This is a genomic window from Xanthomonas arboricola pv. guizotiae (assembly GCF_002940205.1).
GTDB classification, from domain to species: Bacteria; Pseudomonadota; Gammaproteobacteria; order Xanthomonadales; family Xanthomonadaceae; genus Xanthomonas; species Xanthomonas arboricola_C.
The window spans coordinates 1-21,169 of the sequence record NZ_MDSK01000048.1; the positions used below are offsets into that span (position 1 = coordinate 1).

Here is a 21,169-nt window from a genome sequence, read left to right on the forward strand (position 1 = left end):
CCAAAGCGCACTAGGGATCTCGTTGCGACGTGTCATGCCGGCAATGTTGTCGCCGACTCAACAGAATTCAAGGGTTTTGTTAGCCGCTCTTAATCCATTCACCGGTAGGCCTTGGTGGCTGGGCAGGAATATCGCCTCTTGATGTACCAGAGTCAGGCCCGCATTGGGCACTCCCGGGTGCAACTCCCACGGGGCAGGCTGTTTGGGCCAAAGCCGAGGAAGTCAAATTAATTAAAATAAAAATAAAAACCAAGAAAATACGAACCATATTATCCCACCAATAATAATTTATTTATGCGCTAGACCACGACTACCCGTACCAGCATCTTGAGGCGCAGCTTCAGAGCGAATAGTGTTATCTCTTACAGTTTTATTTGCTGTACTTGTATCACCGTTGTCCCTAGCCGGCGCAGTCGGCGTCTGCGGCCGTCCACCGCTGCCGTCCTGGCTCGCACGATCCAACTGCCCCAGCGCTGAGTACGCCGTGAACTGGCCCAGGGTGCCCTGGAAGAAGGCCGCCGCCATGGGCGGCGCGGTGATGATCAACGTGGTCAGGACCAAACCCAATCCTCCTTGCTGCAGCGCCATGCTGCTAATGCCTTCGCCTGTGAAACCGTTCATTGCCCACTTCGCTACGAATGCCGCGCCAACTGCACCAACGACTTTGGTCGCCAAGCTAACGGTGAAGGTCAGCACCGACAAGGAGAACATCGTACCGATGCCATATAACAACCATTTGCTAAACAGCGACTTCGTGGCCTGAAATAGCAGACACAGGATGAACAAGGGCCCAAAGCCCACCACCAGGGCCATCGCGATCTTGTTCAACAACAGCATCGAGCCGGCAACCACGCCTGGGCCGGCCAATCCAATCCCGGTAAACCACCTGGCACGATCTTTCTCGTCCTTGCTCTCTTCGTCTCCGCCGGTCTTGATCTGGTCCAGTCCCGACATCGCCACCTGCATCAGCATCAGGTTCTTGTCGATCGCTTCATATGGACTATCCGAATCACCTGTCACTGTCTTGGTGATTGCCGAGCTGATGCCGTCAGTCAGCGTCCAATACAGCTGTGGCGAGCCTTGTGCCATGCTTGTGGCTAGTCCGATGATCAACGCTGCACGTAGAGCCGTCACCACAAGACCCATCGCAGCCTCGCGCGACTGACCTGTCACTACTCGGTAGCCCTGGATCAGGATCCACAGCGTCAGCAGCGTCAGTGCGACCACCCCCACCCATGCCGTCGTCCGCTGCAACAATTCCCATTGAAAAATCGCGATTTCGTCGCGCAGGTAATCGTTGATCAGACGAAAGAATTCGTAATTGGCGATGTTCGTCAAGAAATCCATATGTCACCACATCCACTAGACGGCTGAGCCGTGGGGCAGTCGCTGCCCCGGGGTTGATTACGTTCCAAGATTCGGTAATACCACGGCGTCAGTCTTTGTCGATCGCCAATCTCTTCATTCCGGAAGGCTTGTCGGTTTCGATTGCCTCGAACGCACCTTTCATCACTGCCCCGGCAACCAGCGTCTTACCGATGCTCAACAGATCGGAAGGAATCCACGAAGGAATCCAGGAATCCGCGCCGTCCCCCTTAGGTGGTTCCTTGCCGGCCATTGCCGCCTTCGCAGCTCCGGTTTGCTGCTCGGTCAAAAATGCCAGCCGCTTTTCGTAGGCGAACATCGCCGACTCCATTTGTTGGCGGTCGATATCCATCATCGCCTTGAGTGCCAGCAGTTTATTGGTATTGCTCTCCAGCTCGCCGATCTTTTGATCGCCGATCTTCTTGCGCTCTTCCTCGATCGTACGCAGACGTTCCAGACGCTTGGTAGTAATCTCGTACATGGCAATCATGTAGTTGTATTGAGAATTACGCGTGCGCTGTATTAGCTCGCACGATTGCCTTTGCGAGTCGGACACCGGCGTACCAGAGGTCGATGCGGCGCAGGCCGATACACCCTGATCGTCGGCGACCTTCTTAAGCGTCTCCTTGGGCTTCTCGACCTCTTTGCCGCTGGATTCCTTGCCGTCGCCGTTCTTGATGGTCTGGTTGGTGCGGATCTTCTCCACCTTTTCGTTCAACGTTTTGTCTACCACCTCCCACTGTGCACTGGCTGCTCCCGCCATGCTGAGCAGCACCAGTCCCATGAAAACTCGGGAAAAATGTCTGAACTTGGTTGCCATGGTGTTCTTCGCCTCCTGTGACACAGATGAATGTGGTGCGGGATGAAACTGCTGCGGCCGCGTGGACTGACTATGCATCTTCGACCTCCCTGTCCTTGGCCGATTTGCGCTTGCCCGAGCCCTTGCGGTTGGCATAGAAATCTTCCAGCCATTGCTCCGGGGTCAGCTGGTCCACGGTCACGCCCAGCTGGCCGGCCTTGCGCGACAGGATCTGGTGCATGATTTCGATATTGTCGGTGGATGACGAAATCACCGACAGCGCATCGTCCATACCGCGCAGGTTGAGTTGGCACACCGCCGAGGCGTGACCTTGCTTGACCAGGAAACAGCGCGAGCGCTCGTCCAGCGAGACCACCACCTGGTACTCCGCATCGGTGAGCTTGAGCCCTTCGATATAGTCGTCGCGGCTGGCGCTGGGATTAGGCAGCAGGACCATCGTCGCGGTCTGCTCGATCAACGCGGCGGCGATATCGCTTGCCAGCGCGTCTTCTGGGCTTTGCGTGGCGAAGATGCCCAGACCGTTCTGCTTACGGATGGTCTTCTGCTTGTTCTTGGCGAATTCTTTCAGCCCACCCTTGCCGTCAAGGATCTTCCAGAACTCGTCCATCACGTAGATCAGCGGACGGCCGTCGATCAGCGCTTCCAGGCGATGCAGCAGATAGTTGATCACCGGCACGCGCACTTCGGCGTTGTCGATCACATCGGTGTAGTCGAAGCCGATAATCGATGCGCGCGTCAGGTCGACCGTGTCAACCGGGTTGTCGAATACCCAGCCCAGCGAATTGCCGGCAGTCCAGCGGCGCAGGCGTGCATACAGCCCGTCGTCGCCCATATTGGGCAGGCTCTTGCGGAAGTTACTCATGCTGCGCAGATGCATCGGCGTGTCCAGCATGCCTTCCACCGCGCGGTAGATATCTTCTTCTTCGCGGGCGCTATATTCGGCCTTGCCGCCGAGCACCTTGATCAGCTCGGCCAGAAATTGCGTGTTGGCCTCGTTGCGTTCGCATTGAAATGGGTTGAAACCCGTCGGCGCACCGTTTTCCAACGCCAGATAGTTGCCGCCGCAGGCACGTACGAAAATCTCCGCGCCGCGATCCTTGTCGAAAAAGAAGATTGTCGGAACCGGGTCGAACTTCTGCACCTGGCTCAACAGGAAGTTGATCAGTGCCGTCTTACCGGTACCGGACTTGCCGATCACCATGGTGTTGCCGATCGCCTTCTCGCCCAGGGAGTTCTCGGCCGGGTGGGTCGCGTGGAAGTTGAAGTAATACGGCTGCCCATTGGTGGTCTGCAGCGTGGTGACACAATCACCCCAAGGATTGTTGTACTGCTTGCCCTGGGCGAAGTTGTGCAACGGCGACAAACCGAGGAAATTGAGCGAACTCAGATTGGCGATACGCGTGCGGAAGCGCCAGTTGCCCGGCAACTGCGCGTAGAACGACGAGGCGATCGCCAAGTCTTCCTTGGACGACACGAAGCCGGCGTTGGAGAGCTCGGCACGCGTGGTCGCGATTTGCCGGGCGAGTTTTTCCTGGCTGTCAGCGTACACCGCAATGGTGAAGTGATATTCGCCCAGCACGAAGTTGCCCGAGGCCACGTCGTCCATTGCCAGATCCAGATCGCGGATCTGGCTGGAGGATTTGTCGCCCGAGGAAATCATCATGCCCTTGGTACGGTCCAGCACCTTCAACGCGTCATGACGGCCCACTGGGCTAAATGAATGAGTAACGACATACTCGAAGTCGAGATACTTCAACCCATTAAGGATGCCCGGATAGGTCCCGTCGGCGTATTCCTTGACGTTGAGGATCGCGCCGAAATGATTGATGCCATCCGGCGTACGGATGACGAAGTCCCCGGTCTTGTTGGCGAACATGTGCTTGCTGACGGGCAGATACGCTGGAACCGGTGCCTGCAGCACCGGGACCGGCTCGTCGATACGATTCAACAGGTAACCAAGAAACTCCAAGGTCTCGGAAAACACGACACCGTTCTTGGCTTCGTACATCCCCAGTCGATAAGGTGAGTAATCCTTGAGCACTGCCTCGACATTGGTGGCCAGCTCGATCACTTTGGCGATCGCCTGCTCTTCCTCGCCCCGAATCTTGTTCGGGTCCCCGGACTTTTCCATCAAACGACGCCCGGTGACCACCGGACGGTAGATCATGCTGAAGTACAACTCGTTCTGCATGATCTTCTGCGACGACAACGCCGCGTAATATTCATCGGAGAGCGTTTGGTTGAACGACTGATTGAAACGGCTGGAATTGCCGATCTTGCGCCGACGACGAACGTCGTGGACCCAAAACGCCACATTAGCGAAGTCGGGAGCACGCAAAGTCTGCACCAACCGGTTGAAGGTGTTGTGCCGCTGCTCAAGTTCGAACTCATCGCGCCCGACGAACGGCAGACCCGCCAGATGCCAGATCAACAGATAGTCGCCACCGGTCGTCTTCAGAACAGAAGGCGCGACATGGGTCGAAATGGAGACGAATTCACTGATCGGACTATCTGGGCTGAACATGGCCTTACCAATTTAAGAAGGAAGCATCACACCAATACGGTCGTGTCAAACGCCAACCCCATGCAGCTTGCGCGCATGGGGTTGGTGGAACGACTCACTTGCTCACTGACGTTTTCCCGGGGGAGTCTTGCGGTACTCGTTGGGACTGAACACCCACATCCCCGAATATCGCTGGACGTTCCGGGCACGCATACGGAACAACCAGCGCAACCCCAGCAATCTGAAGATCATCTCGTCCCGCTTGGCCATCTGCTGCATGGCGAAGATGATGACCGGGATCGTCAACAGATACCAAAAATCGATGTACATCCCCAACAGCAGGCCTCCGCCCGCGCCGATGAAGAACGGGATGTAAGGCACTCCCAAGAACATCGCCGGACGAGTGCACCCACGGAAGAGAACGTCTTTATGCATAGGACTGAGCAATCTGCAGCAGGGTCATGGAGACGGCTTTGCAGTCTTCCGTTCCTTCGCTACCAATCACCATGTTGGCGATCTGGCCGGCCGCACCGATCAGCACACCGCCGATCAGGATCGGCGAGACTTCGGCGATACGCTTGTGAGCGAAGGCGATCTGGTAACCGGCAATGATCACCGCAATCGTCACCACGGCAACCGAACCCATGTTCAGCAGCGAATTGACATTATTAAGGAAGCCGCAAACCTTCTTGTCAGTTTCGGCCAGACCGCCGGTACCGGGCGTTGCACCGACACCGGAGGCAACCAGCAGCAGCGAGGTGAACACGACAGCCTTCAATGCCTGCTTGCCGATCATCTTGGCGTCGGCGGCCGTCTTCTTGTCGATTTCAAACTTCATGTGAATCTCCTTGGGGAACAGGGGGGGTCTTGCAGCCAATCCCTGGCAGGTTTTCCATCCTGGTTAGAAAACAAATGCGGTATCTATCTGCTGTGTCACAGGCATCGATCGCGCCGGTGCCACGCTTGCCGGTGCTTGAGTCGTCACAGCTGGGGCTTGCTGCACGCCGGCAGGTAGGGCTACCCCCCGTCCCTGCCCGGTTGCCTTGACAATATAAAGTTCGTCATCGGCTGAACGGGCCGGGGATACCTGAGGCGGTAGCCGTTGTGCAGGTGTCGGCGATGCAAGCATAGGGCCTTGCTGTGAAGTTTCCGTGCGCCCGGGATTTGCGAGATCCTGAATCCGACGTGCCACGATCGCATCAGCCAACTCGGCGGCTGCCTGACGCAAGGGGTTTTCGACACGGACCTTGATGGGGCGATTCGGAATCACGGCAATCGGCTCGGCCCCCGAAGATGCCACCGACTGACGAATGGAGGCATAGATCTTCTGGACATACCCATGCTTGAAGCCGGTCTCGAAATTACCTGAGTAGTAGCAACTGAACGACTTGCCCCAGTTGGCGCCGGATCGCGAGTGGCACTCGGCCAGAATCCTGGACGCAGCAACCAGGTTAGGACACTTGGCAAATGCCATCTCGTAACTGGTCAGCCCGTATTTCTGCAGGTTATAGCGGTTGACCTGACCAAGCCCCAGGGAGAAATTGTAGCCCTTTTGCTCCAGCATCTTGGCGGTGGCCACTGCTTCTTCCAGTCCGCGCGGTTCGCGTACTAGTCGGCCGCCGACTACGCCGATGGCGTACGGATTGCGCGAAGACTCCACGCGAACGACGTGCTGCATGACCTCGCCGGGGACAGCAAGTCCAGTACAACCCATCAATTCCATGCCAGGCAGCATAACGGTCTCCTTGAAACTGGATCGACGTCAATCATGGGCGGCCGGTCAGCCGCCACGCAGCGTTCGTGCCGGATCGAAATCGATCCCGGTAATAAAACGGCGCCCGGCATGCGCCTTGATGTGCACTATGATATCGATCGTCATACGCAGCAGCCGTTTGATCACCTCAAACTCCAGGCCGGAACCTTCGTTGGACGCCTTCACCATGAGCGCCAGCTGGTCCCAAGTCTGCTCGACGCTACCGGCATGACAGCTGGTGATCGAACCAGGATGGCCGGATGCACAGTTACGGATGAAATAGAACGATTCATCGCCACGCAACTCGGCCAGGATGATTCGATCCGGCTTCATGCGCAGGCAGGCCTCCATGCAACTCTTGGCAGTCACATTACTCGCACTCTGGCCGCCTTTCGAGTAGAGCAAGTGCACGGAATTAGGCTGACTGATAAATAGTTCGCGTGCGTCTTCGATGGTAACCAGGCGCTCCTCGTTCGGAATGTGATTGACCAGCGCCTTCATAAAGGTGGTCTTGCCGCTACCGGTCGCACCGGCGACCACCACATTCTTCTTGTAGAGCACCGATTTCTTGAAAAATTCGGAATATTCCTTGTTGCGACGCAGCTCGAGCAGTTCGCGGTCATGGTCGCTGACATCGGCGGCCTGCTCGAGCACCTGGTCGAAAAACCCGTCGCTGGTGTACTGCTCGAGGGTCTTGGTGTGCTTGGAGGGCAGGCGAATCGTAATCGACACCTTGCCTGCGTCGCAGGCGGGCGGAATGACGAACTGCGCACGCTGGCCGGTCGGAAAGGTCAACGAGACCACCGGATCGGCATCGGTGATGCGCTGCCCAGTGTTGCTTTCGTTGACGACCGCTGTGCAAAACTGCCTGGCCCGGTCAAACGTCAGCGACGGCACCTCCATGCGCTGCCAGCCGTTGATCGTCTCCAGGTACAGCTCGCCGGGACGATTGATGCAGATTTCCGTGACTTCAGGCGAATTCAGATAGTCCAGGATTCCCAGTACCGAATACTGGTAATCCAGGAAATCATTCGAGATCCGCGCAGTCGGAGAATCGTCGATCGTCATGGCGGTCGTCGCGCTCACTTGGGCAGCACCGCCGAGAAATCGACATCCTTTGCAACGTAAACGTTCAGGACCGTCCCCTGATTGATCGTCAGCGTTGCAGGGCGACGTCCGGATTTTTCAACCGCCTGCTGCGCGAGTTGCTGCATGCTTTGTGCAGTGTTGCTCTCGAACGGCTGCTGCGTGATGATCCCCGAGCCCACGCCAATGGTGGTAGTTTCTGGACCGTACTCTGCGGCCGCGTACTTGAACGCATCGCTTAAAAGACTGATGAACAAGGCCGAAGCGATCTTGTTGCCCCAATGGGCGTTGTACTGGCCCGGATGACCGGCACTGCCAAGCGTATCGATCCCTGGGCCGACCAGCGTCACATCGAGCCCGGTGGGCGTGGTCACGCGATCCCAGACAACCTGAAGACGCCGAGTAGTTGGCTCGCCTGCACCATACTGACCCAGCATCTTGGAGCCCTTCGGCAACAGTAGATTGTGCCCATTGATCGAATAGACCGGTTCGGTAACGATGCAGGAGGTATAGCCGCCGAAGTCGGAAATGATCCGTGTTTCCAGAATGCAACGAATATAGGTACCGCGCACCAGCAAACCATCAGGATTACTGATCGGCTTGGCCAGCGTCACTTGCTCCTCTTCCTGCGTTCCTGGCTGTGCACCCGGCTGACCCGGCATACCGGGAATCCCTGCACCGCCAGCGGCAGCGGACTGCTCGGCCAGAATGCGTCGTTCCAGCAAGGTCGGGCCACGCGGGCGCTCTGGAGCGGAAGCCATGCTATCGCTATCGTCGGTCGGCATGGGCGGCAACGGGGGCAAACTCGGCTGTTGCGCAAGAGGCACCGGGGCCGGCTCGACTGGTGCGGTCATATTCTGTGGAAGTGCCGGTGCGACAACCGTCTCTGCACGCGGCTTGACCGGTGCGGAGTCGTCAGAGCCCTGTTTTGCCAACCAGAAAATGACCAACAACAACAAGCCGGCGATCAGTGCGAGAAAAACCAGCGCCTTTCGGTTCAACCGCTTGATGTCGCTGGACCGCAAAACAGGCTCGTTCGCATCCAGATCCGGCTCCGCAGCTGCCTGCTGGCGTGCGAAATAGGGATTGCTGCGCTCGTCGTACTCGTTCGTGGTGGGCTCGTCCGCTCGATTGTCCCGAGAGCGTTCATCAGGGCTGTTTGGAATGTTTGAGTTCACTTTTGCTTGTTCCTTCGCAGACCGACGACATTATCGCCATGACGAACCACCAAGAACGGGTAAGTTCCATGAACGATCAAGGTATTACCCTCAACGGTCGTATTCACGAGAAAATCCTCGCTATGCTCTTTTTCGCGAGCAAACACCGCCGGGAAGTTACCCGTAGGGAATCGCGTTAAATCCATGTTTATATAAGTAAACTTTCCGTCATCGTACACTCGACTCGGAACCAACCAGGACTTCTTGGTTCGCGTGGCATAGTCGTAGTCGTAGTAATAACGACGATCCTTGAGAATCTTTGCATTCAACAGAGGACCGTTTTTGGCAGCAGCCGCATCCTCCACGTTATTGAAGCTCGTATCCTTTGGATAACTGAACACGACTTTGTATTGTACGCCGGCTTGTTTGGCCTGTTCTAGACGTTGCCAATCGGTCGCAACGACCTTGAGCTCAAGGATATAAGAATGCGTGGCCGTACGAATCATCATATTCGTATCGACGTCGACATTTTTTGGCTTCAAATAAAAGACATTTTCACGACGTGTCAGTTCCCAGCCTCCTGTGAAACCGGTGCTGTAGTCGAGAATCTTTTCATTGGGACTGAGTTCGATCTGGGTTGTGATGCCCAGTCCGGTACGCACCTGATAGATACGATCGGGTGCATACTCGTATTCTTGTACAACCTGGGCTGCAGCCGAGAATGCGCACAATACAAGTGGCAATACTGCAGCCAATGCCGCCCTGTAGGGGTTAGAGGGTTTCATCGACCGCTTGCTCCATTGACATTGTTCGGCATCCCTTGGGGTTGGATCGTGGGCTGGGCTTGAATTTGGCCGGCCGGCTGTGCCTGGCCAGGATATCCCGGCTGCTGTTGGGCCGGGGCGCTACCTGGAGCCACCTGCATGCCCTGCTGCAACGGGACACTAGCTGGCGCTGCAGCGCCATTCGGATCAACCAAGCCAGGAGTCATCGATTGCTGATAAGCGGCAGCCTGTGGCGCGGCCTGCGCTTGCGTGCTGATCGCAGACGGCGCGGCGGGCAAGGCTGAGTAATCGTTATCGACACGATAATCGGTCACCCGGAATCCCAGGGGATTTTCCACCCTAAGGCTATCACTCATCTGCAGGTTATCCTGGTAAGCGAACCCCATGGTCGCAATCTTGTTGTCCAGAAGCGCGGTGACAGTAGATGTCTTGTCGTAGACATTGCGCTGAAAACGTACCGTTGCCCCTGTGTAAGGCTTACCCTTGCCACCGATGAGGGTGATGCTGAGAATATTGATGCGGATTGCGCGCAGCCTTCCATATGTATTGAAAGGCCTCATTGGATTATTGCCGGCGTGCAACGTGCGATACTCGGCCAGCACATTGGTCGCCGCCATCGCTGCCACCGTGTTCCAATCACGATCACCGATCGTGGACGCATCAAATGATTCGCGCGCCAGAATGAAACGCGCAATATTACTGCGCGCCAACGCCTCGCTGGTACTGATTGTACGCCCGCCGTAATTCGCTTCGAGCTTGGCGATGGTGCTGGTGCCGGAATACGCGTCAGCCATGACCAGGTACGGCACCTTCTCTTTCAGCGGCAACATGTAGTAGTAGCCGCCGGCCGTCATCACGGTAATGAGCATGGAAACGGTCGCCACGATCCATGCGCGCTTCTCGCTGCGGCGTGCGAGATCAGCGATGCTGACCTCGTAGTTCACCGCTTTCTGGACGGCCGCACCCACCTGGGCAGAGCCGTCCTTTTCACCCACCTTCTTACGCAACATGTCGAGATCCGTCACCGTAGGGCCTTGTCAGGCCTGAAACTATTGCCGCGACGAGCGCGGACGCATGGGAGGCTTGAACTGACTTGCCGACCGAATGCCTGAGAGCATCGAAGCAGCAGTCAGCCCTTAGAGCTTGGCTCCGGACGACACCGGCACCGGCTGTACCAGCAGCTTGTTGGCGGAGACCGAGACCGACACCCCTTGCGCTGCGTACACCGCACTCAGCTCGGTGGCAGCTTGTTGCACGCTGGTGGTGCTGATACTGGAAACCGGGGCGATCAAGGTGTAGTCCGAGGGCAGGTTGTAGGACAGCTGCATGTTGGAATCCGCGGCCCACCGTTCCAGCATCGTCTTTAACGTGCCGTCCATCGGCGTGGCCTGATACGTATAAGAGGTGTAGAGCGGAATTTCGGTAGGGGCTTCGTCGAAGTGATTGACGTGCTTCCAGCGCCCGCCAAAATCGGGAGCAGGCTTGGTCGCGCAAGCCGCGACCAACGCAGCGACCACCAAGACCAGCGACAGCTTGGACACATACATCGGATTCACTCTGACTTCTCCAACTCATGAGATTTCGGGCTTAAGACGGACAGCACAACGGCTCCGCTCACCTTCGGGTGACGGAGCGAATCTGCTTTTGATGAAACGCGCGGGCGCGCGTACTTGCCCGAACCAGCCCAGACAGGCAGGCCAGCACCACGCATGCGCGCAACCGATAAAAATGAATACGCCGAAGAACCATCCATAGCCTTACTCCTGTACGACCCCGTCCGGCGCCGCCCCTCTTAACAAAAAATCAACACTACGCGAATTCTGGGTAACTTTGCCCTTAACGAACACATGAGTCAAGATTTACCCGCGCTTCTTCGCAGCCATTACGTGACGCTGGTCACAACATGATGGAAAGCGTTTTCACGTCCGTCTTGGGCAGCAGGCGTGCGGTGAAATAGCGGTCTTCGTAGTAGCGGATCTTGTCGCACTTCACCGGATGCGGGATGCCCTCGTACAGGAAGACCTCCTTCTCGTTGCCCATCGCCTTCAGTTCCTGCGGCAACATGAGCGCACGTCGCTCTTCGGAAATACTTCGGGTGGTTTCCCTGCCGCGGGTAACGTTCTTCTTCTTGATGGTGGTATAGCCCAGCATCTCGGAGTAGTCGTTCGCATCCTGCTGCTCGCGCGGCGCGTAGAGGATCTGCAACGCATGGTTGGTGATGATGGTGCGCGACAGATCCTTGCCGTAGGTTGCGTCCAGCTGCGCCATGCTCTGGATGATGGGCAGCAGACGAAGGTTGTAACCCGCCATATAGGCGACCGCGGTGGCGATGATGTCCACTTTGCCGATCGAGGTGAATTCATCCATCAACAGCAAGCATTGATACTTGAGCTCCGGGTTGGACTTCGGGAGCTCGCGGGTATTGAGGTTGATGATCTGGCTGAAGAGCAGGTTGATGATGAGCCGGCTTTCGGCCAGCTTGTTGGGCTGGATGCCGATGTAGATGGTCATCTTCTTCTTGCGCAGATCGGTGAGCAGGAAATCGTCTGCACTGGTTGCCGCATCCAGGACCGGGTTGATCCATGCATTGAGCGGCTCCTTCAGCGTTCCCATGATGGACGCAAAGGTCTCATCGGCCTGTGACACCATATTGGCAAATGCCGAGCGCGCATTGCTGCTGAGGAACCTGCGTTCGGACAGCGACTTGAGGTACTTCTTCAGGTCTGTGCCATCCCCGGACGACAGGCGGTAGATGCCGCCGAGCGTCGGAGCCCCTGCCCCGCCCGGGAAGCCGAGCGACAGCTCTTCGTCCTGGTTTTCGAACAGATACAGGGCGAACGCCATGAACGCGTTACGCGCCTGACTGACCCAGAACTTCTGGTCATCCGAACCGTCCGGATACAGCATCGCGGCGATGCTCATCAGATCCGACACACGGAAGGCGGGGTCGCTGGACACATAGGTCAGCGGATTCCAGCGATGCGTACGACGGTCTTCGGCAAAGGGATTGAACAGGAACACCTCATGCCCCTGACTGGCGCGCCAGCCGCTGGTGAGGTCGAAGTTCTCCTGCTTGATGTCCAGGACCACTACCGATTCCTGATACTCGAGCAGGTTGGGAATGACCACGCCGACGCCTTTACCCGAACGCGTTGGCGCGGCGAGGATCACGAACTGTTGCCCGCTCAGCCGTACAAGTTTGCCGTTGAACTTGCCCACGACGATGCCGTTGCCGCTCGGTTTGAACAAGCCGTGCTTGGAAAGGTCTGCCGCTCCGGCAAAGCGCGCGTCGCCATGCAGCGCCCGCGCCTTCGGCTTGAGCAGGAGCACGACCGTGATGGCCCAGACGATCCCGGGCAGACCAAAGCCGAGAATGCCGGACATCTTGATCTTGGTTGCGTAAGGCGCCACCTCCGGCAGGCCCAACGCCTTGACGTAGCGGTAGTAGGTATCCCACGCGTACAGCCCGGTATCGAGCCGCAACAACAGAAGTGTCAGATATCCGGACAGAAAATATCCAACAAGCAATGTCACCACGGCGGCGACTGCAATCAGTTTGGCTTTGGACACGCGCCCTACTCCTTGGCTTACTTCTCGACGCTACTCAGCGACGGACGACGGGTTTGTGATCGAGCAGGTCCGACTTGCGTCCGCCACTCTCGCTCTCGACGAGCGAATCAATCCAGACTCTGGCCTGATCCAGGGAAAGATCCGGCGTGATCCGGGTTCCGGCATCCGTCACCACGGCATAGGCCACCACAGCGTCAGGCGTATAGGTGTCTTCCCGGGTGATTGCCACCACACGGTACCCGCCCCTGGTCAGCACGGTGTGCTGATACTCGTCCATCGCCAGCCTTCCTTTTCGTCAGCGCGGAGGGGATGCTAAAGCAAGACGCGTGATGGAGAAAGCGGTATCGGCGAAGCCGGCAAAACCGCGCGCGCATTCGACGCCAGGCGATGATCCGGATGGGTCAACGCCGACGGAATTCCGTTGGCGCTTGAACTGCTTTCAGAGCCACACGCGTGCCTGTCGGCAAAAAGCCTGCTTGCCGCTTCGCGGATGCGGCGACCAGCGCCGCGACCAGCGCCGCGACCAGCGCCGCGACGAGTGACACGCCGTGCAGATGCCGCGGCTTGACACCAGCGATCCCGAACGCGGGGGCGTGCCTAGGGCGCCCGGCGTGCCAGGACACCGCCGCGCCGCAGCGACGCCCGACCATTGCACGCAATTCGTCCAGCACGCCGGAGCGATGTACAGAAGCAAGTGATCGCAAGTGATCGATGTCGAAGACCAAACAAGGACGCGCAGAAGCTGCAAGAGCTTTTGCGTGGGGTCACTTTGGGGTCAGTGGCAGCAGTCGCTGCCGATGTTGAAGCCACCCAAGTCGCCGTGCCGTCTGGACTTGGAGTGGTGGGCGGTACAGGGTTCGAACCTGTGACCCCTACCATGTCAAGGTAGTGCTCTACCGCTGAGCTAACCGCCCGTTTCCTGCGTCAGCATTGCGCTGTGCAGGGCGCGCATTCTAGCGCAGGGTTTGGATCACCACAAGCCCTCCCTGCGCTCGAACTTTCGCGCTGTCGCCCTGCCCTACGCCAGGCTGGCAGCTTTCAGTTTCTGGATCTGGTCGCGGATCTGCGCGGCCGCCTCGAACTCCAGGTCCTTGGCGTGCTGGTACATCTGCTGCTCCAGGCTCTTGAGCTTGCCGGCGATCTGGGCAGGCCCCATCGCGCGGTAATCGGGCATTTCCTCCGCCACCTGACGCGACTTCGAGCGTCCCTTGCCGGCCTTTTTCTCGGCGGCATCCTCGCGCGCACCTTCCATGATGTCGGAGATTGGACGCGCCACCGACTTGGGCGTGATGCCATGCTCCAGGTTGTACTCGACCTGCTTCTCGCGGCGACGGTCGGTCTCGTCGATCGCTGCCTGCATCGAACGCGTGATCTTGTCGGCATACAGAATGGCCTTGCCGCGCAGGTTGCGCGCCGCGCGGCCGATGGTCTGAATCAGCGAGCCGGTCGAACGCAGGAAGCCTTCCTTGTCCGCATCCAGGATTGCCACCAGCGAGACCTCCGGCATATCCAGGCCTTCGCGCAACAGGTTGATGCCGACCAATACGTCGAACTTGCCCAGGCGCAGGTCGCGAATGATCTCCACGCGCTCCACGGTGTCGATATCCGAATGTAGATAGCGCACCCGGATGCCGTGCTCGCCGAGGTACTCGGTGAGGTTCTCGGACATGCGCTTGGTCAGCGTGGTCACCAACACCCGGTCGCCGAGCTTGATGCGTTCTTGGATTTCGGACATCAGGTCGTCCACCTGCGTTCCGACCGGACGAATCTCGACCACCGGATCGATCAGGCCGGTCGGGCGCACCACCAGCTCGGTGATCTCGCCGGCGGACTCGCGCAGCTCGTAGGGCCCCGGCGTGGCCGACACATAGATGCTGCGCGGCGAGCGCGCCTCCCATTCCTCGAAACGCAGCGGCCGGTTGTCCAGTGCCGACGGCAGACGGAAACCGAACTCCACCAGCGTTTCCTTGCGCGAGCGGTCGCCCTTGTACATCGCGCCGATCTGCGGAATGGTCACATGCGACTCGTCGATGACCAGCAGCGCGTCCGGCGGCAAGTAGTCGAACAGCGTCGGCGGCGGCTCGCCGGGCGCCTTGCCGGTGAGATGCCGCGAGTAGTTTTCGATACCGTTGCAGAAGCCGACTTCGGCCATCATTTCCAGATCGAACTGGGTGCGCTGCGCCAGGCGCTGCGCTTCGACCAATTTGTTCTGCGAATACAGCTGCTCCAACCGTTCCTTCAATTCGTCCTTGATCGTGTCCACCGCGCTCAACGTGCGCTCGCGCGTGGTCGCGTAATGGGTCTTGGGGTACACGGTGTAGCGCTGCAGCTTGCGCAGCGTTTCGCCGGTCAACGGATCGAACAGGGTCAGCCGCTCGATGTCGCCATCGAACAACTCGATCCGCAACGCCTCGGTGTCGGATTCGGCAGGGAACACGTCCAGCACCTCGCCACGCACGCGGAACGCGCCGCGGGTCAGCTCGAATTCGTTGCGGGTGTACTGCAGATCGGTGAGATGGCGGATCAGCTGACGCTGATCGATGTGCTCGCCCACCGACAGGATCAAGCGCAGCGACAGATAGTCTTCCGGCGCGCCCAGGCCGTAGATCGCCGATACCGTGGCCACCACCAACGAGTCGCGGCGCGACAGCAGGGTCTTGGTCGCCGACAGACGCATCTGCTCGATGTGCTCGTTGATCGAACTGTCCTTCTCGATGAAGGTATCCGACGAGGGCACATAAGCCTCGGGCTGGTAATAGTCGTAATAGCTGACGAAGTACTCCACCGCGTTGTGCGGGAAGAACGACTTGAACTCGCCGTACAGCTGCGCCGCCAGCGTCTTGTTCGGCGCCATCACCAGGGTCGGCTTCTGCACCTGCTGGATCACGTTGGCGATGGTGTAGGTCTTGCCGGAGCCGGTCACGCCGAGCAAGGTCTGCTTGGCCAGACCGGCCTCGAAGCTGGCCACCAGCTTCTCGATGGCGGCAGGCTGATCGCCGGCTGGGGAGTACGGGGATACGAGCTGAAAACGGTCGGTCATGGAGCGGATCTCGGGGGAGGACTGCACGAATGGCGGAGGCCACTTTCGGTAAAAGCCTGACACCCCATCACGTGAGAGCCGACCTTACCTGAGCTTTGGACGCCGTAGAGACTGCTTGCTCCAAGCCAGGGAGCAGGACGGTGAAAGCAGTGACTCATTCGTGTGCAAAAGGGTACACGGCAGTACAGCTGATGATCGTGATGGCGATCATCGGGATCATGGCGGCCATCGGCCTGCCCAGCTTCAAAGGTCTGATCGAGTGGCAGCGCGCACAGGCACGGATTCACCTGCTCACCGCGCATCTGGCAATGGCCAGGAGCCTAGCCGTCACCCATCGCCTGCCAGTTAGCGTCTGTCCATCCGTCGACGGCGCCAATTGCCGACCTGACAGCGACTGGGGCCAGGGGTGGATTCTTTTCAAAGACCCAACGCGTAATGGGCAGCCTGCGGACGCAGGCTCGATCATGCGGGTCGAGCAGTATGCTGCGAGCGAGAACATCCGCATCACTGGAACGATCGGCCGATCGCTTGTCCGGTTTCTTCCGAACGGCCGCAACAGCGGCACCAACATCACGATCAGCCTCTGCACGCGTGCGCAGCGCCTGGCAGATGTCATCGTCAACAACTCAGGGCGGACGCGCTCTGTCCGCTACAGGCAACCAACCACCTGCCCTGCACGGTAAGTTCCAGCAAAAACAAAGAGGCCGCGACTAGTCGCGGCCTCTTCAACATCTTGGCGCCCGAAGTTGGACTCGAACCAACGACCCCCTGATTAACAGTCAAGTGCTCTAACCGGCTGAGCTATTCGGGCGGGGAGGCGAATTGTACAGAGGCATCGGCGCTACTGGCAAGTGTTTTTTTTATTCTTGTCCATGGCTCACCAACAGTCAGAGACACTTCCTCCACTAGCCGACTTCGCCCCTGCCTGATTGAGCGAGAGCGTACCGCACTTATCCTTGGCTTGATCGCCCTGGGGCGAGGCGACAACAGAAAAGGTGGAAGAGGTCGGTGCGGCGGCAAGGGAAAGCAGGTAGCGCGCAGTGCCCCCCTCCTTCGGAGATTGGGTGAACCCCCCACTACCGCTCAGTGAAAAATTCGCAAACGTCCCATTCGCCGTATGGAAACGTTCCGCTAGTTGCGCCAACTCAACCAAATCAGCCTTCGCTTGAGCCCGCCGAGACTTCCTTACGTGTTCGACATAGGACGGGTACGCCACAGCGGCAAGGATAGCCACTATCGCCACAGTGATCATCAACTCGATCAATGTAAAACCGCTCGTTGCGCGACGCCCGTTTGACATGCTGGTCATCATTTGATCTGCCTCCAGGATTGACGCCCACAGGCGCGTGCCATGAACAGCGTCTTAGAGCCGGGAAGGTTAATCATCATTTGGCATTGCCTCGATAGCGCGTTGTCAAGATCGCCACTGGACGCATCCGATGTGAGAGGCCCCTGCCGGGGCATCGTCATCACAACAACGTCCTTTACAGGCGACGACCCCTCAGTCTTGAGTGCCACTGCCCCAGTGCCCGAGGAGTACGCAGGACCGGTCGGCGTACCAATCCTCACCCCGGAGAGTTGCGCTGCCCCGGATAGCGCACTGAGCCCGTACAGCCAATTGGTACCGCCAGGCAAACAACCGTCTGTGGAGCCGGGTTGGAACGTCGGGAAAAAAACGATGCCGTTTTGGATCGAAGGATTTCCGACAAAACGCTCACCCTGGCCTGCCAAATCGAGATACCACCCCAAACCTCCTGCAGGCATGGCTAAAGTGGTCGTGTCGCGGCTGTCCCCTGAACTAGAGACAGTTCTCTGCTGCTGGAGATCGGCACGCTGGATCGTGGTGGCGTTGCCGCGGTCAAGCACACCATAAAGTGTCTGCTGAGAAGTATCCGACGCGTCACTTCGGAAAGAGAATCCCCCAGTGCCAAAGAACAGCATCACACCGCCCCCGGGCCCCGCAGACGCACGCAACCCACCTAGAACAGGCTGGCGGGCTCCCTGAGCATCCTTGGCGACAAACAACGGCAGCGCCAGCGTTGCAGCCGTCTCCGGCGTCGCGGGATTTGATGCAAGGCTACGAAGATCAAATTTCCAAATCGCCCCAAGCTGGTCAGCTGCGTAAACCGTATCCGCAGAGCCATCACGTCCACTTTCGGTACCTGTCGATCCGGAAAAACGATCCAAGACGACAATATTCCCCAAGCCATTTGCGGTATTGATTCCAGCTTCAATTGCGGGGAGTAGATTCACCCTTCCACTCAAGATATCAACAACAAACAGCACAGCTCTACCATTGGCACTTCCGTAACCATTTCCAAAAATTGCCTTCCATCTAACGACGCCGGATGAACTACGCACTGGGACAATGACAGGTTTACCCAGAACGTTGCCGATATTTCGCGAAATTGCCGCATTTGAGCTTGAGTCACTCAGCTCCCAAAGGCGACTATTCGCCGAGAAGCTTGAAGGACTTGTAACATTCAGGGCGAAAACACTCTTACCACCGGCACCAGCAGTCCCTACAAGCACTGTGGACCAACTATCAACAGCAGATGCGACATCGGAAACAGCAACTGGCCCATCAACATAATAACGATGCTGGAAATACTGATTGTTCTTGTCAGCTGCATTGTAGGGAAACAGCAAATTTCCCATATGACCTAAGGCTGCCTGCGGAATATAAGCAAACTGTTCAACCCCGTTACTGGCATTGAACCCGTGCAGCATTCCGTCGTTAGCACCTACATACACCATGCTGCGACCAGCTGCAGCTTTCGTCTTCAAGTAGGCGGCATAATTATAGGGGTCATACTTATTGGAAGCCACGTCATACATTGAACGATAACCAAAGTCATCCGTCGCAGACTCGATCACTGGAGTAGAATTAACAATATCACCCAGCCGCGTTGTACGCTTACGCAACGGCGTGGTGCTAGAAGTCTCCAAAGCTTGATTTCCGCGCAAGTAATCCACGGCCTGGGCAGCATCGACCTTTAGTCGCGCAGTGATCACGGCATCAGTACAGGTAGACATGCCCGAAGCCACATTACTGCAAAGATCCGCCAATTTTACGTTAGTAGAGTTAAAAGGTACCGCACCGGTTGGCGTGCCATAAAAAATATTACGTGACGTACTCTGAGGAATCAGCGCACTCGCCTCCCAAATATCCGTGTAAGCAAGATCACCACTTGCAGTGGAAGCAGCCACCCGTTGAGCGGTCAATTTCCCGTACCAATCCGTACCACTATTGAGCGCTTCGTAAAAGGGAACTACGGTGAATGAACCCGCACCAATGCGAGCTCCGGTAAGAGCGATACTCCCCGCAGGGGAAGCACCGGACGCCACACTGGACAGAATTCTGCGCATCGCAGCAGTCACTTCGTCCGGCGTTTTTGCATTTACGAATTCACCGCGCGAATTGATCGTTGCATGCCACAACTCGTCAATCACAGTTCCGTCATCGGTCTCACTTGGATTTGAAAGATTATCCCAGACTGGCGGATTCGCATAGGGATCTGCAGTTGCTGCCGCATTGACCTCATAAATTCGCCCCTGAGCACCCAGCGTGATCCCATAGAAATTCATATGAAGATCGGTCTCACAGTCCAGGCGCTTCCAGTCCGGGCTGGTAGTGGCCAACGTAGCGCAGGCGTCGGGAGCCCTGACCCTTCCGGCTGCAAACGTACCGCCGGTCCGCAGCGGCACACCGGAACCTTCGTAGTATTTGGTCGCCAGATCAGCGATTGTCCCTGCGTACTTATCAGAAAATGGAGTACTGAGTGCACCATCTTCGTTACCGACTGCCGAATCATCACTACTATTTGTATAGCCGTCGGTAAACAACATCCCGGCATTCTTCTGACAGGACAGCTGCACCGGCGCACCGGCGTCAGTACGGCTGAACTGCGCTCCCAAGTAGCCTACTGCGGAGCGATTCGGCGTGCCACCATTGAGCGTCAACGTCGTTATCACCGAATAAAGATTGGGCCGCTCGTTAGGCATTTGATACATAACGACATCATTACTTCGAGAATTGATAGTAAAATACCCAATACGCATATTATTAATATTAACCAAGGACTGGGTCATTGAACCAATCATGGCCAACGTGCGATTGCGATGATATTGAAACCAGTTAGCAAAATTTTGGATCGCTGCATTATAGGCAGCCGCATTATCATAATTTTCCAGCTTGATTTGATATCGCCTTAGATTACAGCCTGACCCACAGGCATTCACTGCCAACGGTCGGTTGACATCAGCAATTTTATACCCACTGGGCGCAGCACTTGCCGCAGGAAGATAAAATGTGGCCGGAAAATAATCGAACGAATAAAAGGCATTTCCTATTGCGTTCCCGGAAGAGTCATTATCCCCATTATTCCCCCTGCCGCTAGTACCATTAAAAGTCCGCGCAGCAGTCGACCAATTGCCATTAAACCTATATCGCACCCCTGTGCCCGCAAGATTAGGCACAGCAGTATTTCGCGGGATATAGAAAGATTCAGTTGTCGACGAGCGATTGGATGTCAAGTCATACGCAACACCATAAGGCACTGCCTTGTCAGACCTTGGATCAGCACGAGTCGCGGCAGGAGTCGCGTTGTCCCAAAGCGTCCCATCTGCCTTGCGCCATGGCGAATAGGCTGTAGAAGGATCAAAATAGGTTTTATTATATGCGGGAGATCGCGCAAAACCAAACTGGTCCAGGGGCGGCATTGCACCACCACCGTAAGCCTTATCGAAATCCGCATGTGGAAAAAGGTAGATGACACTGCCAGTATTTATTGCGCAATCATTATTGCCGCCCGAATAAAAAACACCTGCACTTGAAAAGAAGCTTCTTGTGCAAGAGTTCCAGCGCATGTTCAAATCACCGATGCTTGTCAACATCTCGAATCCCATCGAATTCGAATCGTCGACAGCCATAATGAATGCTGCCTGCGCTGGGCTCTGGGTATTCATCGGCGCCTGGGCCAAATCCCCCTGACCCTGCGCCGACAGCGCTGCATAAATGCCATAAGTGCAGAGCGCAGCAGCTGCAATCAGGGCCAATATCTTTAGATTAAAGCGACGAGCCGGCATAT

General features: G+C 57.2%; 17 protein-coding genes, 2 tRNA genes and 1 pseudogene. 1 reads left to right on the forward strand and 19 read right to left on the reverse strand.

The annotated features are described in order from the left end of the window. Positions 1-85 precede the first annotated feature (85 nt). From XarbCFBP7408_RS23275 to uvrB, 16 genes and pseudogenes are all read right to left on the reverse strand, one after another. A pseudogene (locus XarbCFBP7408_RS23275) lies at positions 86-268 on the reverse strand (DUF4189 domain-containing protein); the annotation flags it as partial. Between the two features lie 20 nt (positions 269-288). Further along, a complete protein-coding gene (locus XarbCFBP7408_RS20080; RefSeq protein ID WP_104564444.1) occupies positions 289-1,347 on the reverse strand; it encodes a type IV secretion system protein in 1,059 nt (352 codons plus the stop codon). Between the two features lie 88 nt (positions 1,348-1,435). Beyond that, positions 1,436-2,263, reverse strand: coding sequence for a hypothetical protein (locus tag XarbCFBP7408_RS20085; protein WP_258072241.1), 828 nt, complete (start codon positions 2,261-2,263; stop codon positions 1,436-1,438). Continuing rightward, positions 2,256-4,709 carry a VirB4 family type IV secretion/conjugal transfer ATPase gene (locus XarbCFBP7408_RS20090; RefSeq protein WP_104564446.1) on the reverse strand — a complete coding sequence of 818 codons (2,454 nt, stop codon included), beginning with the start codon at positions 4,707-4,709 and terminating at the stop codon, positions 2,256-2,258. Before XarbCFBP7408_RS20090 ends, XarbCFBP7408_RS20085 begins: the two co-directional genes overlap by 8 nt. A 102-nt stretch (positions 4,710-4,811) precedes the next feature. After that, a complete protein-coding gene (locus XarbCFBP7408_RS20095) occupies positions 4,812-5,123 on the reverse strand; it encodes a type IV secretion system protein VirB3 (protein WP_104564447.1) in 312 nt (103 codons plus the stop codon). Then, complete coding sequence (locus XarbCFBP7408_RS20100; RefSeq protein ID WP_104564448.1) at positions 5,116-5,526, reverse strand: TrbC/VirB2 family protein; 411 nt, start codon at positions 5,524-5,526, stop codon at positions 5,116-5,118. The genes XarbCFBP7408_RS20095 and XarbCFBP7408_RS20100 overlap by 8 nt, the downstream gene beginning before the upstream one ends. Positions 5,527-5,589: 63 nt before the next feature. Continuing rightward, entirely contained in the window at positions 5,590-6,411 is an 822-nt protein-coding gene (locus XarbCFBP7408_RS20105; RefSeq protein ID WP_181123317.1) for a lytic transglycosylase domain-containing protein, read from the reverse strand. 57 nt (positions 6,412-6,468) lie between these two features. After that, complete coding sequence (virB11, locus tag XarbCFBP7408_RS20110; RefSeq protein ID WP_181123315.1) at positions 6,469-7,509, reverse strand: P-type DNA transfer ATPase VirB11; 1,041 nt, start codon at positions 7,507-7,509, stop codon at positions 6,469-6,471. A 14-nt stretch (positions 7,510-7,523) separates the two neighbouring features. After that, positions 7,524-8,705 carry a TrbI/VirB10 family protein gene (locus XarbCFBP7408_RS20115; protein ID WP_104564451.1) on the reverse strand — a complete coding sequence of 394 codons (1,182 nt, stop codon included), beginning with the start codon at positions 8,703-8,705 and terminating at the stop codon, positions 7,524-7,526. After that, entirely contained in the window at positions 8,702-9,469 is a 768-nt protein-coding gene (locus XarbCFBP7408_RS20120) for a TrbG/VirB9 family P-type conjugative transfer protein (protein WP_065031746.1), read from the reverse strand. Before XarbCFBP7408_RS20120 ends, XarbCFBP7408_RS20115 begins: the two co-directional genes overlap by 4 nt. Next, positions 9,466-10,479, reverse strand: coding sequence for a virB8 family protein (locus XarbCFBP7408_RS20125; protein WP_181123316.1), 1,014 nt, complete (start codon positions 10,477-10,479; stop codon positions 9,466-9,468). Before XarbCFBP7408_RS20125 ends, XarbCFBP7408_RS20120 begins: the two co-directional genes overlap by 4 nt. Positions 10,480-10,605: 126 nt before the next feature. Beyond that, positions 10,606-11,016, reverse strand: coding sequence for a TcpQ domain-containing protein (locus tag XarbCFBP7408_RS20130; protein WP_104564453.1), 411 nt, complete (start codon positions 11,014-11,016; stop codon positions 10,606-10,608). A gap of 349 nt (positions 11,017-11,365) precedes the next feature. Next, the gene (locus XarbCFBP7408_RS20135; RefSeq protein WP_104564454.1) at positions 11,366-13,039 is read right to left on the reverse strand and encodes a type IV secretory system conjugative DNA transfer family protein; all 1,674 of its coding nucleotides are present in this window, start codon (positions 13,037-13,039) and stop codon (positions 11,366-11,368) included. Between the two features lie 34 nt (positions 13,040-13,073). Further along, positions 13,074-13,316, reverse strand: coding sequence for a hypothetical protein (locus XarbCFBP7408_RS20140; RefSeq protein ID WP_104564455.1), 243 nt, complete (start codon positions 13,314-13,316; stop codon positions 13,074-13,076). A 562-nt stretch (positions 13,317-13,878) separates the two neighbouring features. Then, positions 13,879-13,953: transfer RNA gene (locus tag XarbCFBP7408_RS20145), tRNA-Val, on the reverse strand. Between the two features lie 104 nt (positions 13,954-14,057). Continuing rightward, positions 14,058-16,079, reverse strand: a complete 2,022-nt coding sequence (uvrB, locus tag XarbCFBP7408_RS20150; RefSeq protein ID WP_065031749.1) for an excinuclease ABC subunit UvrB — start codon at positions 16,077-16,079, stop codon at positions 14,058-14,060. Positions 16,080-16,219: 140 nt separating this feature from the next. Between uvrB and XarbCFBP7408_RS20155 the strand changes: the two genes are divergently transcribed. Further along, positions 16,220-16,762, forward strand: coding sequence for a GspH/FimT family pseudopilin (locus XarbCFBP7408_RS20155; protein ID WP_104564463.1), 543 nt, complete (start codon positions 16,220-16,222; stop codon positions 16,760-16,762). 51 nt (positions 16,763-16,813) lie between these two features. Here XarbCFBP7408_RS20155 and XarbCFBP7408_RS20160 read toward each other — a convergent pair. The 3 genes from XarbCFBP7408_RS20160 to XarbCFBP7408_RS20170 all read right to left on the reverse strand — a co-directional run bounded on the left by XarbCFBP7408_RS20160 (position 16,814) and on the right by XarbCFBP7408_RS20170 (position 21,167). Then, positions 16,814-16,890, reverse strand: a tRNA-Asn gene (locus XarbCFBP7408_RS20160). A 66-nt stretch (positions 16,891-16,956) separates the two neighbouring features. Next, entirely contained in the window at positions 16,957-17,391 is a 435-nt protein-coding gene (locus XarbCFBP7408_RS20165; RefSeq protein WP_104564456.1) for a type IV pilin protein, read from the reverse strand. Then, on the reverse strand, positions 17,388-21,167 hold the full coding sequence (locus tag XarbCFBP7408_RS20170) for a pilus assembly protein (protein WP_104564457.1): 3,780 nt from the start codon (positions 21,165-21,167) through the stop codon (positions 17,388-17,390). The genes XarbCFBP7408_RS20165 and XarbCFBP7408_RS20170 overlap by 4 nt, the downstream gene beginning before the upstream one ends. Between the last annotated feature and the right edge of the window lie 2 nt (positions 21,168-21,169).